This window comes from Paenibacillus sp. MMO-177 (assembly GCF_037147795.1).
GTDB lineage: Bacteria > Bacillota > Bacilli > Paenibacillales > Paenibacillaceae > Pristimantibacillus.
Window position 1 is genome coordinate 331,237 of the sequence record NZ_JBBCUR010000003.1, and the last position, 14,259, is coordinate 345,495.

17 protein-coding genes are annotated in these 14,259 nt (G+C 50.7%); all 17 read right to left on the reverse strand.

The window, feature by feature from the left end; translation table 11 throughout:
- Nucleotides 1-5: 5 nt before the first annotated feature.
- The 17 genes from WFK81_RS12615 to der all read right to left on the reverse strand — a co-directional run bounded on the left by WFK81_RS12615 (nucleotide 6) and on the right by der (nucleotide 14,231).
- Entirely contained in the window at nucleotides 6-857 is an 852-nt protein-coding gene (locus WFK81_RS12615) for a heptaprenyl diphosphate synthase component 1 (protein WP_336786770.1), read from the reverse strand.
- A 123-nt stretch (nucleotides 858-980) separates the two neighbouring features.
- Nucleotides 981-1,538 (reverse strand): hypothetical protein, encoded by a 558-nt coding sequence (locus tag WFK81_RS12620; protein WP_336786771.1) that lies wholly within the window; start codon nucleotides 1,536-1,538, stop codon nucleotides 981-983.
- A gap of 135 nt (nucleotides 1,539-1,673) precedes the next feature.
- Entirely contained in the window at nucleotides 1,674-1,895 is a 222-nt protein-coding gene (gene mtrB, locus WFK81_RS12625; protein WP_336786772.1) for a trp RNA-binding attenuation protein MtrB, read from the reverse strand.
- A gap of 364 nt (nucleotides 1,896-2,259) precedes the next feature.
- Entirely contained in the window at nucleotides 2,260-2,535 is a 276-nt protein-coding gene (locus WFK81_RS12630; protein WP_127494178.1) for an HU family DNA-binding protein, read from the reverse strand.
- A 164-nt stretch (nucleotides 2,536-2,699) separates the two neighbouring features.
- Entirely contained in the window at nucleotides 2,700-3,689 is a 990-nt protein-coding gene (locus WFK81_RS12635; RefSeq protein ID WP_336786773.1) for an ABC transporter permease, read from the reverse strand.
- A complete protein-coding gene (locus WFK81_RS12640; RefSeq protein ID WP_336786774.1) occupies nucleotides 3,686-5,200 on the reverse strand; it encodes a sugar ABC transporter ATP-binding protein in 1,515 nt (504 codons plus the stop codon). Before WFK81_RS12640 ends, WFK81_RS12635 begins: the two co-directional genes overlap by 4 nt.
- 83 nt (nucleotides 5,201-5,283) lie before the next feature.
- On the reverse strand, nucleotides 5,284-6,408 hold the full coding sequence (locus tag WFK81_RS12645) for a sugar ABC transporter substrate-binding protein (RefSeq protein ID WP_336786775.1): 1,125 nt from the start codon (nucleotides 6,406-6,408) through the stop codon (nucleotides 5,284-5,286).
- Between the two features lie 301 nt (nucleotides 6,409-6,709).
- Complete coding sequence (gene spoIVA / locus WFK81_RS12650; RefSeq protein WP_336786776.1) at nucleotides 6,710-8,188, reverse strand: stage IV sporulation protein A; 1,479 nt, start codon at nucleotides 8,186-8,188, stop codon at nucleotides 6,710-6,712.
- Between the two features lie 272 nt (nucleotides 8,189-8,460).
- Nucleotides 8,461-9,225, reverse strand: coding sequence for a hypothetical protein (locus tag WFK81_RS12655; RefSeq protein WP_336786777.1), 765 nt, complete (start codon nucleotides 9,223-9,225; stop codon nucleotides 8,461-8,463).
- A 21-nt stretch (nucleotides 9,226-9,246) separates the two neighbouring features.
- Nucleotides 9,247-9,594, reverse strand: coding sequence for a 2Fe-2S iron-sulfur cluster-binding protein (locus WFK81_RS12660; protein WP_336786778.1), 348 nt, complete (start codon nucleotides 9,592-9,594; stop codon nucleotides 9,247-9,249).
- Nucleotides 9,591-10,202 (reverse strand): hypothetical protein, encoded by a 612-nt coding sequence (locus tag WFK81_RS12665; RefSeq protein ID WP_336786779.1) that lies wholly within the window; start codon nucleotides 10,200-10,202, stop codon nucleotides 9,591-9,593. The genes WFK81_RS12660 and WFK81_RS12665 overlap by 4 nt, the downstream gene beginning before the upstream one ends.
- A 27-nt stretch (nucleotides 10,203-10,229) precedes the next feature.
- Nucleotides 10,230-10,526 carry a 2Fe-2S iron-sulfur cluster-binding protein gene (locus WFK81_RS12670; protein ID WP_336786780.1) on the reverse strand — a complete coding sequence of 99 codons (297 nt, stop codon included), beginning with the start codon at nucleotides 10,524-10,526 and terminating at the stop codon, nucleotides 10,230-10,232.
- 45 nt (nucleotides 10,527-10,571) lie between these two features.
- The gene (locus WFK81_RS12675) at nucleotides 10,572-10,751 is read right to left on the reverse strand and encodes a DUF2768 family protein (protein WP_336786781.1); all 180 of its coding nucleotides are present in this window, start codon (nucleotides 10,749-10,751) and stop codon (nucleotides 10,572-10,574) included.
- Between the two features lie 123 nt (nucleotides 10,752-10,874).
- On the reverse strand, nucleotides 10,875-11,150 hold the full coding sequence (locus tag WFK81_RS12680; RefSeq protein ID WP_336786782.1) for a stage VI sporulation protein F: 276 nt from the start codon (nucleotides 11,148-11,150) through the stop codon (nucleotides 10,875-10,877).
- 94 nt (nucleotides 11,151-11,244) lie between these two features.
- The gene (locus WFK81_RS12685) at nucleotides 11,245-12,279 is read right to left on the reverse strand and encodes an NAD(P)H-dependent glycerol-3-phosphate dehydrogenase (protein WP_336786783.1); all 1,035 of its coding nucleotides are present in this window, start codon (nucleotides 12,277-12,279) and stop codon (nucleotides 11,245-11,247) included.
- An 8-nt stretch (nucleotides 12,280-12,287) separates the two neighbouring features.
- Entirely contained in the window at nucleotides 12,288-12,896 is a 609-nt protein-coding gene (gene plsY, locus WFK81_RS12690; protein ID WP_336786784.1) for a glycerol-3-phosphate 1-O-acyltransferase PlsY, read from the reverse strand.
- 12 nt (nucleotides 12,897-12,908) lie between these two features.
- Nucleotides 12,909-14,231 (reverse strand): ribosome biogenesis GTPase Der, encoded by a 1,323-nt coding sequence (gene der / locus WFK81_RS12695; RefSeq protein ID WP_336786785.1) that lies wholly within the window; start codon nucleotides 14,229-14,231, stop codon nucleotides 12,909-12,911.
- Nucleotides 14,232-14,259 lie beyond the last annotated feature (28 nt).

Below are 14,259 nucleotides of genomic sequence, written 5' to 3' on the forward strand. Positions count from 1 at the left end.
TTTCGTTAAGCCCTGGAATGGGCCGCCATCTTCTCTAGGAAGGAATCCGCCAGCTCCTGAATAACCTTCTTCAGCTGTTCGGACTCCAGCTTTGCTGCAGTACCGCGGAGACTGTCTGCTGCTGTCTTGAGCTTCGAGACCAATCTGCCATGCAGTTCGTATTTCCCCCTCAGGTCGTAAATGAACGAATGCTCCGTATTCCTGGAGAGGCCTTGCTGCTCCTCCGGCGTGCCTTCCTGCATGACATGCCAATAAGCCCAGCTTTGATAAAACCGGGATGGGGAATCAAAACGATTCATTTCGTCCAATACCGTCTCGCAGCGGCTAACGTCCTGCAGCATCTCCGGCCAAAGCTTCACGAATGAACCTTCCATCATCCCGCTGAACAACTGGAACATCTCGCCCTTCAGCTCCGTCAGCTTATTCAAATACTCTTCGGCTTTCAGCTGCGATTGCTGCATCTTTGTGTAAAGATCCATCTTCAATCGATTCACTTCGCACACGGCGGCGCTAATCTTGGATACCATGCCGATCTGTCCGGCTTGTGACAAAAGCTGGTAGAAGCGGCTGCTGAAGTAATCGCCGGCCAATACCTTCAACTGCCTGGATCTCATCTCGGTCTCTGAGCGCCGGGTTTCCTCCGTGTCTATCAGGTCATGCGTATCCATCCCCAGCTGTACCAGCGATACAACCAGCGAGTAAAGCTCGCTCTGTGGTGCGAGGGTTCCATGCTCGCTTAACACGGCATGAAGCAGCCTTAGCCTCGGGTCGGGAAAAGCAGGCAGCTCGGTGTAAGTTTTAATCATGTCATACTCGACATACTTGGATGCGAGTTCGTTGATACGATAAGGTTTCATGGGGTAAGCCTCCGAACAGATATTGCCGCTAAATAATCTAAACTATTATAGCACAACTTTAGGTCATGAGCATACGAAACAAGCTTCCGAGGTCAAATTGTTCAATATTTAGCTACAACTCCGTCAGGTAGATGGAAGGGGTGCGGTAGAATAGGTATCAATTGGTCCTAACCGCTTTTCAAGCAAGGTGGTGTACGCAATTCTCAGGCGTTTCCTCCACAATTCATCGTGAAGCGGATCCGCATCGCTTAGTTCGCTAAAGTTATCGCTCAGCCAGCTGTCGGTCCGGCGCACATCCGCCGCAAACAGCAGCCGGTTGTCTGCCTTGGAATCGACATAGCGAATCAGCAGCCGGTTCACATTTTCCATCTGGGTGAACGACAGTCTGATCAGCTTCTCCATATCCTTATACCAACGCTCCGCCTGCTTCTCGTCTTCTGCCCGCATTTCAACGGTCAGCACCGCTTGGTTCCACTGCACCTTCCCCACTCTTCCCGTAAGCTGCAGGCCAATGATGGCATCAACGAGATTACTGCTTGTCAGTCTCTTCATCTCGGAGGGATGAAAGACGGCCACCTCGCCTCTTCCCTTGCCCGGGCCGATTCCGGAATGAGGCATTAGGCCAAGTACCGCCGTAACCGCAAGCGCCGCGCCCAGCGCCGTCAAATAAGCCTTTCGCATAACGGAATCCCTCCGATCCTAGTAAACGCTCCAAAAATCCCTTATATCCCATTTTACAACCGATGGAGCCAAGCTATGCACAAAAAAACTCCCAACACGCATATTCTGCGTGAGGGAGCTTGCCCGAACAACATTTTATTGGTCCGTATCCACAATACCGTGCTTGGTCATGACGGAAGCTTTGCCGCGGATTTTGACTGCCGATGTATGATCCGTAAATTGAACAATCAAGATTTCATTCTTGTCCAGCTTCTCCGTATGATGGAACTTGGTGTCCTGACCGCGCGTGAGGCCGATCACCTGAACGCCTTGATCCTTCGCTTTAATAACGATGTAATCGCCTTGATTCGGCTCCATCTTAACCCTCCTAAAATGAATCATCACCCAATTTGCCATGCTATGGCAGATTGTGAGGACTTCATTGCTTCGAAAGCATGCGCTAAAAAGAATTGTCACACAATTGGCCGCTTTCCGGCCAGTTGTGATAATTCTTACTTCGTAAGCATTCGCTTCATGAATCATCACCCAATTTGCCATGATACGGCACATGTGAGGACTTCATTGCTTCGAAAGCATGCGCTGTGCAGCACTGGACTGCTTCTAGCATCCTATTGCTGGGCTCGATTATACTATAGACCGGCTCCGACATGCAAGACTTGTCAGCACGACCAAAAACGAAAGCGCCCGAACGCGTTGGCGTTCGGGCGCTGTGCAAAAGCAATTAATTGGAGACGAGGTCTTTAAGAGATTTACCAGGCTTGAATGCAGGCATTTTGCTTGCAGCGATATCAATCTCCTCGCCTGTTTGCGGGTTGCGTCCTTTGCGGGCTTGGCGTTCGCGAACCTCAAAGTTACCGAAGCCAACCAGTTGTACTTTGTCTCCGCTTTGAAGGGCATCGGAGATCGCTTCGAATACGGCGTCAACCGCTTTCGTTGCATCCTTCTTCGACAGATCGGACAATTCAGCCACTTTGTTAATCAAATCGGTTTTGTTCATTTGTTTCACCTCCCCTAAAGGCAAATGAAGAGTCATCTTATCCCTCTTATTTACTGAAAACTTGAAAAATATACCTCGACCTCAAACAAACTTATAGTAATACAGCCGATTTCCAATTTCAAGTAGCCTATAGAGGTTCCGCGTACTTTCATCTATTTTTCATTTTATCCGCTTCGTTTTCTGGACAAATGAATGAATGTAACGGCGAGCGCCAGAACAAGGACTACGCCTTTGATGATGTCGTTGGCATAGTACTGCACCTTCATCATCGTCATGCCGTTCAGGAGCACTCCGATCAGGATCGCGCCAAAGAATGTACCGATTACGTTAGGGCGGCCCGCGCCAAGCACCGAATAACCGATAAAGACGGCCGCTACCGATTCCATCATCATTGGAGCGCCGGCATCGATCTGACCTGTGCCGACACGCGCCGCAAACAATATACCGCCGATGGACGCAAAAATGCCGGAAGCGATGTAAGCAAACGTACGGATGCGGCGAACTCGCACGCCCGACAGCCGCGCGGCTTCCTCGTTCCCACCCGTTGTATACATCTGACGCCCCCAGCGGGTGTATTTAAAGAACAGGTGAACCGCAACAACGGCAATAATCATGAGCACAACCGGAACCGGGATGCCAAGCAGCTTGCCTTGGCCAAGCCACAGGAACGACTCGTTGAACTTGCCCGGTGCTGTAGTACCGTCAGGCATAGGCATGTTGTTGTAGATCGAGTAACCTTTTGTATAGGTCTTATGGATACCGCCAACGATGTACATCACCGCCAATGTGGCCAGCATGTCCGGAATACGGATTTTGACGATCAGAAGCGCGTTCAACAAACCTACCAATGCCCCAATCAATAGAGCAACGATAATTACTACGACAACGGGCTGCTCATACCAGACCATGAAGGCGGCCGTGACAACCGTCGTCAACGATACGGTAGAGCCTACCGACAAGTCGAAGCCGTCGACCGTCAGAGAGAAGGTAACGCCAATCGCAACAAAGGTCGTAATCGAAATAGACCGCAATATATCCGACAAATTCGCGTACGTAAAGAAATGCTCATCCCACATTGAGAAGAATAGGATGACTAAGGCAATAACAAGTAACGATCCGAATTTAAAAATGAAATCTAGTGACTTCTCTCTCATGCCTGCTCCTCCTTGCCGCCGCTCGCATAAAGCATCAGCAGCTCCTGCGTGGCTTCGCCACGGCCGAATTCCTTCACAAGTGCTCCGTCGCACATGACGAGAATTCGGTCGGCGATACCCATCGCTTCTGCAAATTCACATGTTAAGTAAACAATTGCTTTCCCTTGCTCGGCCAGCGATCCGATAATTCGGAAAATATCGCTTTTTGCGCCGATATCCACGCCTTTGGTCGGCTCATCGAACAGGTAGACTTCCGCACCGGTCGGAAGCCATTTGCCGATGGATACCTTCTGTTGGTTCCCGCCGCTCAGCTGACCGGTTTTCTGGTTGGGGGAAGAGGTCTTGATCCCCAGCTTCCCGATTATGGCGGCTGCGTTGTTCGACTCTTTCTTTCCTGACAGGAAGCCGCTTCTCGTCAGCAGTTTCAGAATCGGAAGGCTTAAGTTGTTCTGAACCGATTCGCCAACAAGTATGCCCTGCTTCCGCCGTTCCTCCGGCACCAGCACGATGCCGCCGGCTATGGCATCCGCCGGTTCGCTGTTGTTAACCGCTCTATTCGAGATCGTCACACGACCCTGCTCTGCCTTATCGGCGCCAAACAACACTCTCGACAGCTCTGTTTTACCTGCTCCGACAAGACCAACAATGGCAACAACTTCACCGCTGCGGGCATTAAAGCTTACATTTCGGACATAATGGCCGCGCGTGACGCCGGATACCTCAAGCAGCGGATCACCGATCGGAACCTCCGTTTTCGGAAATTCTTCCTCGAATACCCGGCCCAGCATCGCTTGCACAACGTCATCAATCGTTAACGAAGAAGTAGACTCGGTTAACACTCGCTCACCGTCGCGCATAACCGTAATGCGATCGCAAAGCTGGAATACTTCCGGTAGCCGGTGGGAAATAAATACGATACCGATGCCTTCCTCTTTGAGCTGCCCGATAACACGGAATAACCGCTCCGCTTCTTCAAGGCTGAGCGGTGCGGTCGGTTCGTCAAAAATAACGTATTTTGCTTTCTCCGTCAGCAGTCTGGCAATTAGCACAAGCTGCTTCTCGGCGAGCGTCAGCTCCCCTGCCTTCTTCTTGACCGGAATCGATGCGCCAAGCCGCGCAAGTGTTGCTTCCGCCTGCTTCTCCAGCTTGCGCCAGTTCAGCCACAGACTGCTGCCTTTGCTGGAAATGCTGTCAAGCATAACGTTCTCGGCCACGCTTAGCTGCGGCACAAGAGCCGTGTCAACTTCCTGATAAACACAATGGATGCCCAATTGTTTGGCATCCCCAGGTGAACCAATATGAACTTGCCGCCCGTCGATTGTTATCGTGCCTTCGTCCTGGCTGTAAGCACCCGATAAAATTTTCATCAGGGTGCTTTTGCCGGCACCGTTGGCACCAAGCAGCGCGTGAACCTCGCCGCTTAGCAGGTTAAATTCGACGTCGCGGAGGGCGGGGACGCCGGAAAAGGCTTTCCGGATCCCCTTCATTTGCAATTGCTTTGCAACACTCATGTTGTGCACCTCTCCAGCGTTTCGTTAAAGACTAAGCAAGAATGGCGACGCCATTCTTGCTTAGTAAGCATTTAGCCTCTGGATTATTTCGAACCTTCCAGTTCTTTCATCCAGTCTTCATAGTTTTGCGTGCTGCTTCCCCAGCCTTTGATATATTGGGACAGTTGAGTTGTGCTTACTTGCTCAGCCGGCAGCTCGTCGCGGCTTACGTATACAGCGTTAAGTACAGTAATCGGATCGTTAGCTTCGCCTTTAAACTCTTTGTACAGGGTACGAACTTGAACGCGGCCGATATCTTTCGGATCTACGGCAGCCGAAGCAATCCAAGGGCTGTTCTTGTCTTGAATCATTTGAAGATCTTCGTCGCTCATGTCGATGCCATATACTTTGATTTCCGTACGGCCTGCTTGCTGGATTGCGCGGGCAGCGCCTTTTGCGAATTCATCCCAAGCTGCCCATACAGCCGTAATGTCGCCTTTGTTCGGATATTGTTTCAGAATCGCTTCCATTTGCGATTGCGTGTCCATTGCAGGGTTGTTAGCGTTGCCGAATGCCGCGATTTCTTTAATGTCGGGATACTTCTCTTGGAATGCTTTGTAAGCAACTTGGCGGCGTTCCATTGGAGCAAAGCCAGCTACCCATACTTTTACGATGTTGCCTTTGCCGCCAGCGTCTTTAGCCAGCTGCTCGAGCGTAAGGTTTGCCATCGATTGGTCATCCTGCTGCAGAACCGGTACGCCGTCGACTTTTACGTCTGCGTCGAATACGACAACTTTGATGCCTTTGTCTTTTGCTTTTTTGATTCCTTGTTCAAGAGCGCCAGCTTGTCCATGGTCGATCAGGATACCGTCGAAGCCTTGGTTGACAGCAGCGTCAAGGTTGGAAGACATTTTAGCCAGGTCATTATCGGAAGCGAAAACTTGAACGGAGCCGCCGAACTTCTCCACTTGCTCTTTCACGCCTTCTACGTATTGCGAAGAAAATGTTCCTGTGTTGAACTGCATAACGAGTGCTACTTTTTTGCCTTTCAGTGCGTCAAGCTCGCTGTTGCCCGATGCTGCAGGCGCTTCCGATGCGTTAGCCGATGCATTGCTGCTAGCTTCGGAGTTAGCAGAGTTGTTGTTGTTCTTGCTGTTCCCGCAAGCCGATGCAATGACAAGAACGATTGCAACAAGCAGCGTTAATGAAAGTTTACCCCATTTTTTCATGTTCTTCTTCTCTCCCTTTTTATCTAACCAAAATGATAGATGAAATGATCTATTTGTAATCATATCATTTTTACCTAGTATGTCAATCGGAATTTAAGTATTATTTTCATGAATTGGGAAAAGCTCGACAAACACGAACGAAAATGTCGAAAAAGATCGAAACGTTCAACAATTGCCATTATATTAACCACAACGGATAATTGCAATGATTATTTGTTACAGCCGGGGCAGAACGCCGCAAAGCGCAAAAAGAACGGCTGATCCGGCATCAAGCCGGTTCAACCGTTCTCTCAATCTAGCGTTAAAGGATGATGGCAATAAGTCCGCCGGAACCTTCGTTAATAATTCTTCCAAGGGTTTCCTGCAGCTTGTAGCGCGCATTGTCCGGCATCATGGCGATTTTGCCTTGGATGCCTTCGCGCACTAAGGAATGGAGCGATCTTCCGAAGATGTCGGATTCCCAGATCTTGATTGGATCTGACTCGAAGTCCTGCATTAAGTACCGGACCAGCTCCTCGGTTTGCTTCTCCGAGCCGATAATCGGCGCGAATTCGGATTCGACGTCGACGCGGATCATATGGATCGAAGGCGCGGTCGCTTTCAGCCTTACGCCAAAGCGGGAGCCTTGACGAATGAGTTCCGGCTCATCCAGAGCCATCTCTGCGAGCGTAGGCGCCGCAATCCCGTAGCCGGTAGCCTTAACCATCTCGAGCGCTTCCGCGAACCGGTCGTATTCCCGCTTCGCGTGCGAGAATTCCTGCATCAGCTGGAGCAGATGATCCTTGCCTCGGATTTCAACTCCGACCACTTCCATCAGGATGCGGTCATACAGTTCATCCGGCGCGAAGAGATCGATCTCCGCTACGCCTTGGCCCATGTTCATGCCGCTCAGGCCGGCTCTGGCAATGAAATCATAATCGGAGAATTGCGAGACAACGCGGTCGACGTCTCTCAGTCTGCGAATATCTTTCACCGTATCGCGCACGGAATTTTCGTAGTTGCTGCGCAGCCAGTGGTTCTCGCTCAACACCATTACCCAGCTTGGCAGATTAACGTTGACTTCGTGAACCGGGAACTCGTAGAGCACTTCGCGCAGGACGGACATCACTTCTTCTTCGCCCATTGTCGCGACGCTCATCGTAATTACCGGAATATCGTATTTGGCCTGCAGCTCCCCGCGAAGCTGAATCGCTTCTTCACTGCGAGGACGCGTAGAGTTAATGATAAGTACGAACGGTTTGCCGACTTCCTTCAATTCGCCGATCACGCGCTCTTCTGCCTCTACGTAGGATGCGCGCGGGATTTCGGCGATGGAGCCATCCGTTGTCACTACAACGCCAAGAGTCGAATGCTCTTGAATCACTTTTCTGGTGCCAATCTCCGCCGCCTCTTGGAACGGGATCGGTTCGTCGAACCAAGGCGTGGTAATCATGCGAGGGCCGTTCTCATCCTCATAGCCTTTCGCCCCTTCGACGGCGTAACCAACGCAGTCCACAAGCCTGACGTTTACATCAAGTCCTTCACTGACGCGTAATTGTACCGCTTGATTCGGCACAAACTTCGGTTCAGTTGTCATGATCGTCTTACCCGCGGCGCTTTGAGGAAGTTCATCAACGGCTCTCACACGCTCGGCTTCGCTTGCAATATTCGGAAGCACAACCGTTTCCATAAACCGCTTGATAAACGTTGATTTGCCCGTACGGACAGCCCCTACTACCCCGAGGTAAATATCCCCGCCGGTACGTTCGGCTATATCCTTGAAAATGTCCACTTTCTCCACTGAATATCCCCTCCCAATTGATTTTCCGGTTCGCCGCCTTCCACCGGACTCAGAGGGCAGGCCAGCGACGCAACTCGTACAGCTTGTTGGACTAGTAATATCATATTGTCCTAGCCTGCCGAATATTCCGATTCCTTTCACAATTTTTCCCTTAATTCAGTCACGCTCTTGCCCTTCCAAGATTGAGTTATATGAAGACGTAAAGATTTCTATACCAAAAAATCCTCACTACCGGTCCGTATAGGAAGGTAATGAGGATTCGTGTTTTCCGCTTATTGGGCTTGTACCGAAACGGCCTGCGGCTCTTTATTGACCCAGTGGTAGACCGGCGCTTTGACCGGTACAAACATATCGGAATCAACCAGCACGGTGCGCAGATCGGTGTCTGCGGCAATACCCGTCTCGCCTTTCTTCTGCATCGCCTGCATAATGTCTATCCCGTAATCGGTATATACGCGGCCGGAATCGTCCATAATCGCCGCAAGCGTCTGGAAGGAATAATCGCTGTGCAAGTCCGGCGCTTTTTTGTTCATCGCTTTATAATCGATGTAAGTATATCCCGGGTAAGCCTGTTCGCCTTTCGGCAGCCGGTTGTCGTGATTTTTTTGATATTCGCTCACCCAGCCCTGAATATCGTTAATCTGCTGATAAGTAACCAAATTCATCAGCTTGATCTGCGGCTTTGTCTCTTCGTTAATGATCAGAAAATAATAATTGCCGCCATTTTCAAAAGCTGCCGTTGGTATCGTGCTCAGATAACCCTTGTTCTTCAGCTGCGCAAAATCAACCAGGAACTTTTCATAGACCGGTGTATCTTCATTGCTGTTTTTCATAGGCAGCATCCCGGTCTCCGAATGGTATTGATCAATTGCGGCCTGTACATTACGCACCGCTTCCTTTGGAGCGGCCTGGTTTTGTTTAAGCTCGCTCTTCGGATACATACAGCCGCTTATGGATAGCACGGTCAAGATCAAAATAGTAAGCATAGCCAAACGGCCGGAAGCTCCAGGCAATGGCTTTCTCTTTTTTACCCGCATGAATAACTGCTCCTCCTCGTTCTACCACAACTCGTCTTTTTCTTCCGCCTGCTTCGCCAAAAGCTTTTGAACAGCGGCACGGAGCGGATCAAGCGGCACGTCCACTTGGACCACTCCTCTTACCTTAGCCTGGCAAGCAAGCCTATAGCCTTCTTCTTCCAGACCGGCAAGCTTTCGCTTCTCTTCGTCCGCGATAGGCATCAGATCGCTCTCCGGACGTACTTTCACCTTGCACATAAAGCAAGCCGCGTTGCCGCCGCAGCGGGTCTGAATAAGCACGCCGGCTCTTCTCGCCGCGGAGAGAATGGGGGTTCCCGGCTTTACTTCAATCGTAATGCCTGATGGCCAGAACGTAATCCTTCCGCTCATTTGGCAGCACCTGCCTGCTTGCGGGATAGCCGCTGAATCATTTGCTGCCTGGCTTCTATCGTAAACACATTCCGCTGTTCTAAAAGTTTTCGGGCTGCCTCATGCCGCGATTCTTCTTTAATGTAATGATCTGCGATCATTTCCAGCCGGTCTTCGCGTTGTCTCAGCTTATTGAACCAGAGCTCATGCGCTAGCGGAACAACAGGAACATAAAGCTCCTCTTGCCCATTCCTGACAACATACTGCTCCGAATACGGTTTCAGCAATGTTCGGACTTCGGTTACATATCGGCAGCCTTCCGCGCGGACAACAAATCCGCCCACCAGTTCAACCGGAATGCCTTCAATAACGAAATGACTGAGGAAAGACCGGTAATTGCCGCATTCGCTGAGCTCTTTCGTATCGGAAGCATACGGTTGCAGCCGCTCGTAAATCAGATCATAATCTTCATCGTCGGCATATAAATCAATATCATTCGGTTGTTCCGGAAGCGGCAGTCCGCGCAGCATCAGACCTGCGCTGCCGCCAAGAACCCAATCTGCATGAGCGCCCTCGAGCAGCCGGACGATGGCAGCAAGAGCGTTATCTATGGATCTATCTTTGTTCATCACTGCACATCCTCCCCAGCGTTTTAGCTAGAAATACGGCTTGTTGATTGCTTTGACCGGAATTTCTCCGCTCTTCACGACAGCTTGGCAGGCCAGCCGGTAACCGTCTTCAAATTCCTCCGGCTCCATCCGGTCCCATTCGGCATCCGTAATTCCTTCGAGAGCATCGGATCCTTCTTCTACCAAACAGCGGCATCTCGCGCAAGTCCCTCGGGTGCAATTCGAAGACCAATCTACCTTCGCTTTCAGCGCATGCTTTAGGAGCGTCTCCCCAATCTCAGGCTCAACCACCGCCGTTTTCGTTCTCCCTTTCAGTTCAATCATGCGATTACGGTTCCTTTCGCGTTGTCGATATGTATGGTCATTCTGTTAGACAATGGCAATCAGCCCGCATAGAAAACCAAATACAAGCAGAATAAAGGAAACAAAGGATAACGAAAACTTGATAATTCCTTTGGTCTTTAACCGGGCAAACGTAATGATAACGGCGGCGATTGCCATAAGTCCGATTCCGATTAAAGATACCCACATCTTTGTCATTGGATCCATGAACTAATCTACTCCCTAGTTGATAACGGTAATAAATGCAACACTCATTATAACATCAAGCTCAAAAAAGGACAAAAAAAGCCAAAAAATCTGCTCTTTGAAAGCAGATTTTTTGGCTTGACGTTACTTAATCATCATTTTGATCAACGATTCGATACCGCCTATGCTCATGCCGCTTGCTTTCACGGCCTTTACGATATCGTTCGTCGTTTTTTCCGAGACCGGAACCTTCGCCATATCCGATACCTGCTTAATCAGCTTGCGGAGCTCTTCTTCGTTCTGCATCGTGGATGCCGATACGCCGTTTGCCAATTTTTTGACCGCGTTCTCGGAAATGTTTTTGCCGGTTTTCTTATTTATTGCATGAAGAACATCTTTGGAAAGATCCTTGTTACCCATACTTTTGCCCTCCTTCAATGTCGCTGAAGACCTCATAAGCATTAGCCTTGGAACATCATATGAGGAGGGCAAATGATTGGTATAGGCGCATGTCTTAGCCTAATTGTTCAATTTCGTGTGTTTTTAAGCGGCCCATCAAATTCTCGACCGCGGACTTTGGCGAATTGTTCGCAAACAATACGCTGTACAGCTCCGCCGTAATCGGCATTTGCACATCATATTGCTTCGCGAGCTCGTTGGCTGCCCGGGTCGTTCTAACGCCTTCGACGACCATGCCCATCCGCTCCAGAACTTCGTCAAGCGGCGTGCCGTCCGCCAGCATCGAACCTGCCCGCCAGTTGCGGCTGTGCTGACTCGTGCAGGTTACGACAAGGTCGCCTACGCCCGCAAGACCGGCAAAGGTAAGCGGATTCGCGCCCATTGCCGTTCCAAGGCGGCTAATCTCAGCCAGGCCTCTTGTCAGCAAAGCCGCTTTGGCATTATCGCCGAAGCCAAGTCCGTCCGACAAGCCCGCTCCAAGCGCGATGATGTTTTTGATCGCACCGGCAACCTCTACTCCAACCACATCCGGGTTGGTATAGACGCGGAAATATGTACTCATAAATGCATCCTGCGCCTGCTCGGCCGCGTCCATATCCGCGGAAGCGACCACCACCGTCGTAGGCTGCTTGCGAATGACTTCCTCGGCATGGCTTGGGCCTGACAACACGACAATCTTGTCGGCAGGACGGCTCAGCTCCTCCGACAATACCGTTGTCATCCGCTTCAACGTATCGGCTTCAAAACCTTTTGTCGCATGAACGACCAAAGCTTCATCTGCCAAATGAGGAGCGGCTTGCTTCGCAACCGCCCTCATGGCCGATGAAGGGGCAACAAATAAAGCCAGCTCCACATCTCTCAGAGCTTCCTGCATGTCCGTTGTCGCATGGAGCGACTCCGGCAGAGTAACGCCAGGCAAATACTTCTCGTTTTTGCGACTGGCATTCATCTGGTCCGCATGCTCGGCAGACCGTGTCCACAGCCTTACATCGTAACCATTGCCGGCCAGTACAGCGGCAAGCGCCGTTCCCCAGCTGCCTGCCACCAGTACCGCCGCACGCCCTTTATGTTCCGACTTTACTTGCGACATCCTTCCGATCACGACCCTTTCTTAGCACCAAGCTTGTTCTCTGTTCCTTGCAGCAGCTTAACAATATTCGTACGATGACGTACAAACGCAAATACGCATAGAATGAGACTGACCGTTAATACGGGAGCGGAATAGAAAAAAATCGAAATAAGGACAGGAGTCAAAGCCGCGAAAATAAGCGATCCAAGCGATACATAACGGGTAATGGCGATGACAATAATCGTTACAACCCCGGCGATAAGAGCCGGTACAAAGGCAAGCGCAGCAATTGCGCCGATTGTAGTCGCAATTCCTTTGCCGCCTTTGAAGTTGAAATAGATCGGCCAGTTATGTCCCATAATAGCCGCTAGACCGCATAACGCAGGCGTCCAATCCACTCCTTCGTCAAGGCCCAGCCAGCGGCCGATCCATACGGCAGCTATGCCTTTTGCAAAATCAAGCACGAAAACGAGAATGCCCGGCCCTTTCCCCAGAACACGGATCGTGTTGGTAGCACCGGCATTGCCGCTGCCATGCTCCCGGATATCGATGCCCTTCACCAGTCTGGCGATTACGATGCTAAACGATACCGAGCCGAGCAAATAACTCAGAACAACCGCGATTACAGCGTATATCAAGCTTCTTCTCCCCTAATCTTCATCCGATTTCTTTCTTGTGAACAAACGGACAGGTGTTCCTTCAAAATCAAATGCCGCGCGGATTTTGTTCTCCAAGTACCGCTCGTACGAGAAGTGCATCATCTCCGGATTGTTAACGAAGATAACGATGGTTGGCGGCTTGGTCGCCACTTGGGTCACGTAATTGATTTTGAGACGTTTGCCTTTATCCGTAGGAGGCGGATTATAAGCAACGGCATCGGACACAACATCGTTGAGAAGATGGGTCTGAATCCGCATGGCATGCTGTTCCGATACATGGTTCACGACAGGCAGCAGCTTGTGCAAGCGCTGTTTTGTCTTCGCAGACAAAAAGACGATTGGCGCATACGTCATGAACAGGAAGTGGTCGCGAATATTTTGCGTGAATTCCTGCATGGTTTTGTCATCCTTCTCGACAACATCCCATTTGTTCACGACAAAGATCGAAGCCTTGCCCGCTTCATGCGCGTAACCGGCAATATGTTTATCCTGCTCGATGATGCCTTCCTCGCCGTTGATCAGTACGAGTACGACATCGGCACGCTCGATAGCTTTTAATGCGCGCATTACGCTGTACTTCTCGGTAGACTCGTAGACCTTGCCGCGTTTGCGCATGCCGGCCGTGTCGATCAGCACATACTTCTGGCCATCCCGCTCGAACGGCGTATCGATCGCGTCGCGGGTTGTGCCTGCAACGTTGCTGACGATAACGCGTTCTTCCCCAAGCAGCGCGTTAACAAGCGAGGATTTGCCTACGTTCGGGCGTCCGATCAAGGCTACTCGAATGACATCGTCATCATAGCCGTCATCCTCGAGTTCGGGAAGCTTTTCAATCGCTGCATCCAGCATATCGCCGATTCCGAGGCCATGCGCGCCGGATACCGCAATCGGGGTACCGAAGCCCAATCCGTAAAATTCGTAAATTTCGTCCATCCGGTTCAGGTTGTCCACTTTGTTGACGGCAAGAACTACCGGTTTGTGGGAACGGAACAGCATTTGCGCCACTTCGTCATCCGCATGCGTAACGCCTGCTTTCGCGTCGCACATAAAGATAATGACATCCGCTTCCTCAATGGCAAGCTCTGCCTGCATGCGGACGGATTTCATAATTTCATCTTCGCCATCGATTTCAATACCGCCTGTATCTACGATGCTGAATGCTTTTCCATTCCATTCTCCTGGGCTATAAAGACGGTCCCGGGTTACGCCCGGTTTATCTTCAACGATTGCCAGCCGATCGCCAACCACCCGGTTAAAAATGGTGGATTTGCCCACATTCGGGCGACCGACTATTGCAATAACGGGTCTTGCCATAGGTCATTGCTCACTCCTTCAGAAATAC

What these genes read in the sequence shown, in the direction of transcription:
- WFK81_RS12685 (WP_336786783.1), bottom strand. Translation starts at nt 12,279, where the DNA reads ATGTCGCAAGTAAAGTCGGAACATAAAGGGCGTGCGGCGGTACTGGTG.
- WFK81_RS12640 (WP_336786774.1), bottom strand. Translation starts at nt 5,200, where the DNA reads ATGAGTGTTGCAAAGCAATTGCAAATGAAGGGGATCCGGAAAGCCTTT.
- WFK81_RS12630 (WP_127494178.1), bottom strand. Translation starts at nt 2,535, where the DNA reads ATGAACAAAACCGATTTGATTAACAAAGTGGCTGAATTGTCCGATCTG.
- WFK81_RS12635 (WP_336786773.1), bottom strand. Translation starts at nt 3,689, where the DNA reads ATGAGAGAGAAGTCACTAGATTTCATTTTTAAATTCGGATCGTTACTT.
- WFK81_RS12620 (WP_336786771.1), bottom strand. Translation starts at nt 1,538, where the DNA reads ATGCGAAAGGCTTATTTGACGGCGCTGGGCGCGGCGCTTGCGGTTACG.
- WFK81_RS12660 (WP_336786778.1), bottom strand. Translation starts at nt 9,594, where the DNA reads ATGAGCGGAAGGATTACGTTCTGGCCATCAGGCATTACGATTGAAGTA.
- mtrB (WP_336786772.1), bottom strand. Translation starts at nt 1,895, where the DNA reads ATGGAGCCGAATCAAGGCGATTACATCGTTATTAAAGCGAAGGATCAA.
- WFK81_RS12645 (WP_336786775.1), bottom strand. Translation starts at nt 6,408, where the DNA reads ATGAAAAAATGGGGTAAACTTTCATTAACGCTGCTTGTTGCAATCGTT.
- WFK81_RS12675 (WP_336786781.1), bottom strand. Translation starts at nt 10,751, where the DNA reads ATGGATCCAATGACAAAGATGTGGGTATCTTTAATCGGAATCGGACTT.
- der (WP_336786785.1), bottom strand. Translation starts at nt 14,231, where the DNA reads ATGGCAAGACCCGTTATTGCAATAGTCGGTCGCCCGAATGTGGGCAAA.
- WFK81_RS12615 (WP_336786770.1), bottom strand. Translation starts at nt 857, where the DNA reads ATGAAACCTTATCGTATCAACGAACTCGCATCCAAGTATGTCGAGTAT.
- WFK81_RS12670 (WP_336786780.1), bottom strand. Translation starts at nt 10,526, where the DNA reads ATGATTGAACTGAAAGGGAGAACGAAAACGGCGGTGGTTGAGCCTGAG.
- WFK81_RS12655 (WP_336786777.1), bottom strand. Translation starts at nt 9,225, where the DNA reads ATGCGGGTAAAAAAGAGAAAGCCATTGCCTGGAGCTTCCGGCCGTTTG.
- WFK81_RS12680 (WP_336786782.1), bottom strand. Translation starts at nt 11,150, where the DNA reads ATGGGTAACAAGGATCTTTCCAAAGATGTTCTTCATGCAATAAATAAG.
- WFK81_RS12665 (WP_336786779.1), bottom strand. Translation starts at nt 10,202, where the DNA reads ATGAACAAAGATAGATCCATAGATAACGCTCTTGCTGCCATCGTCCGG.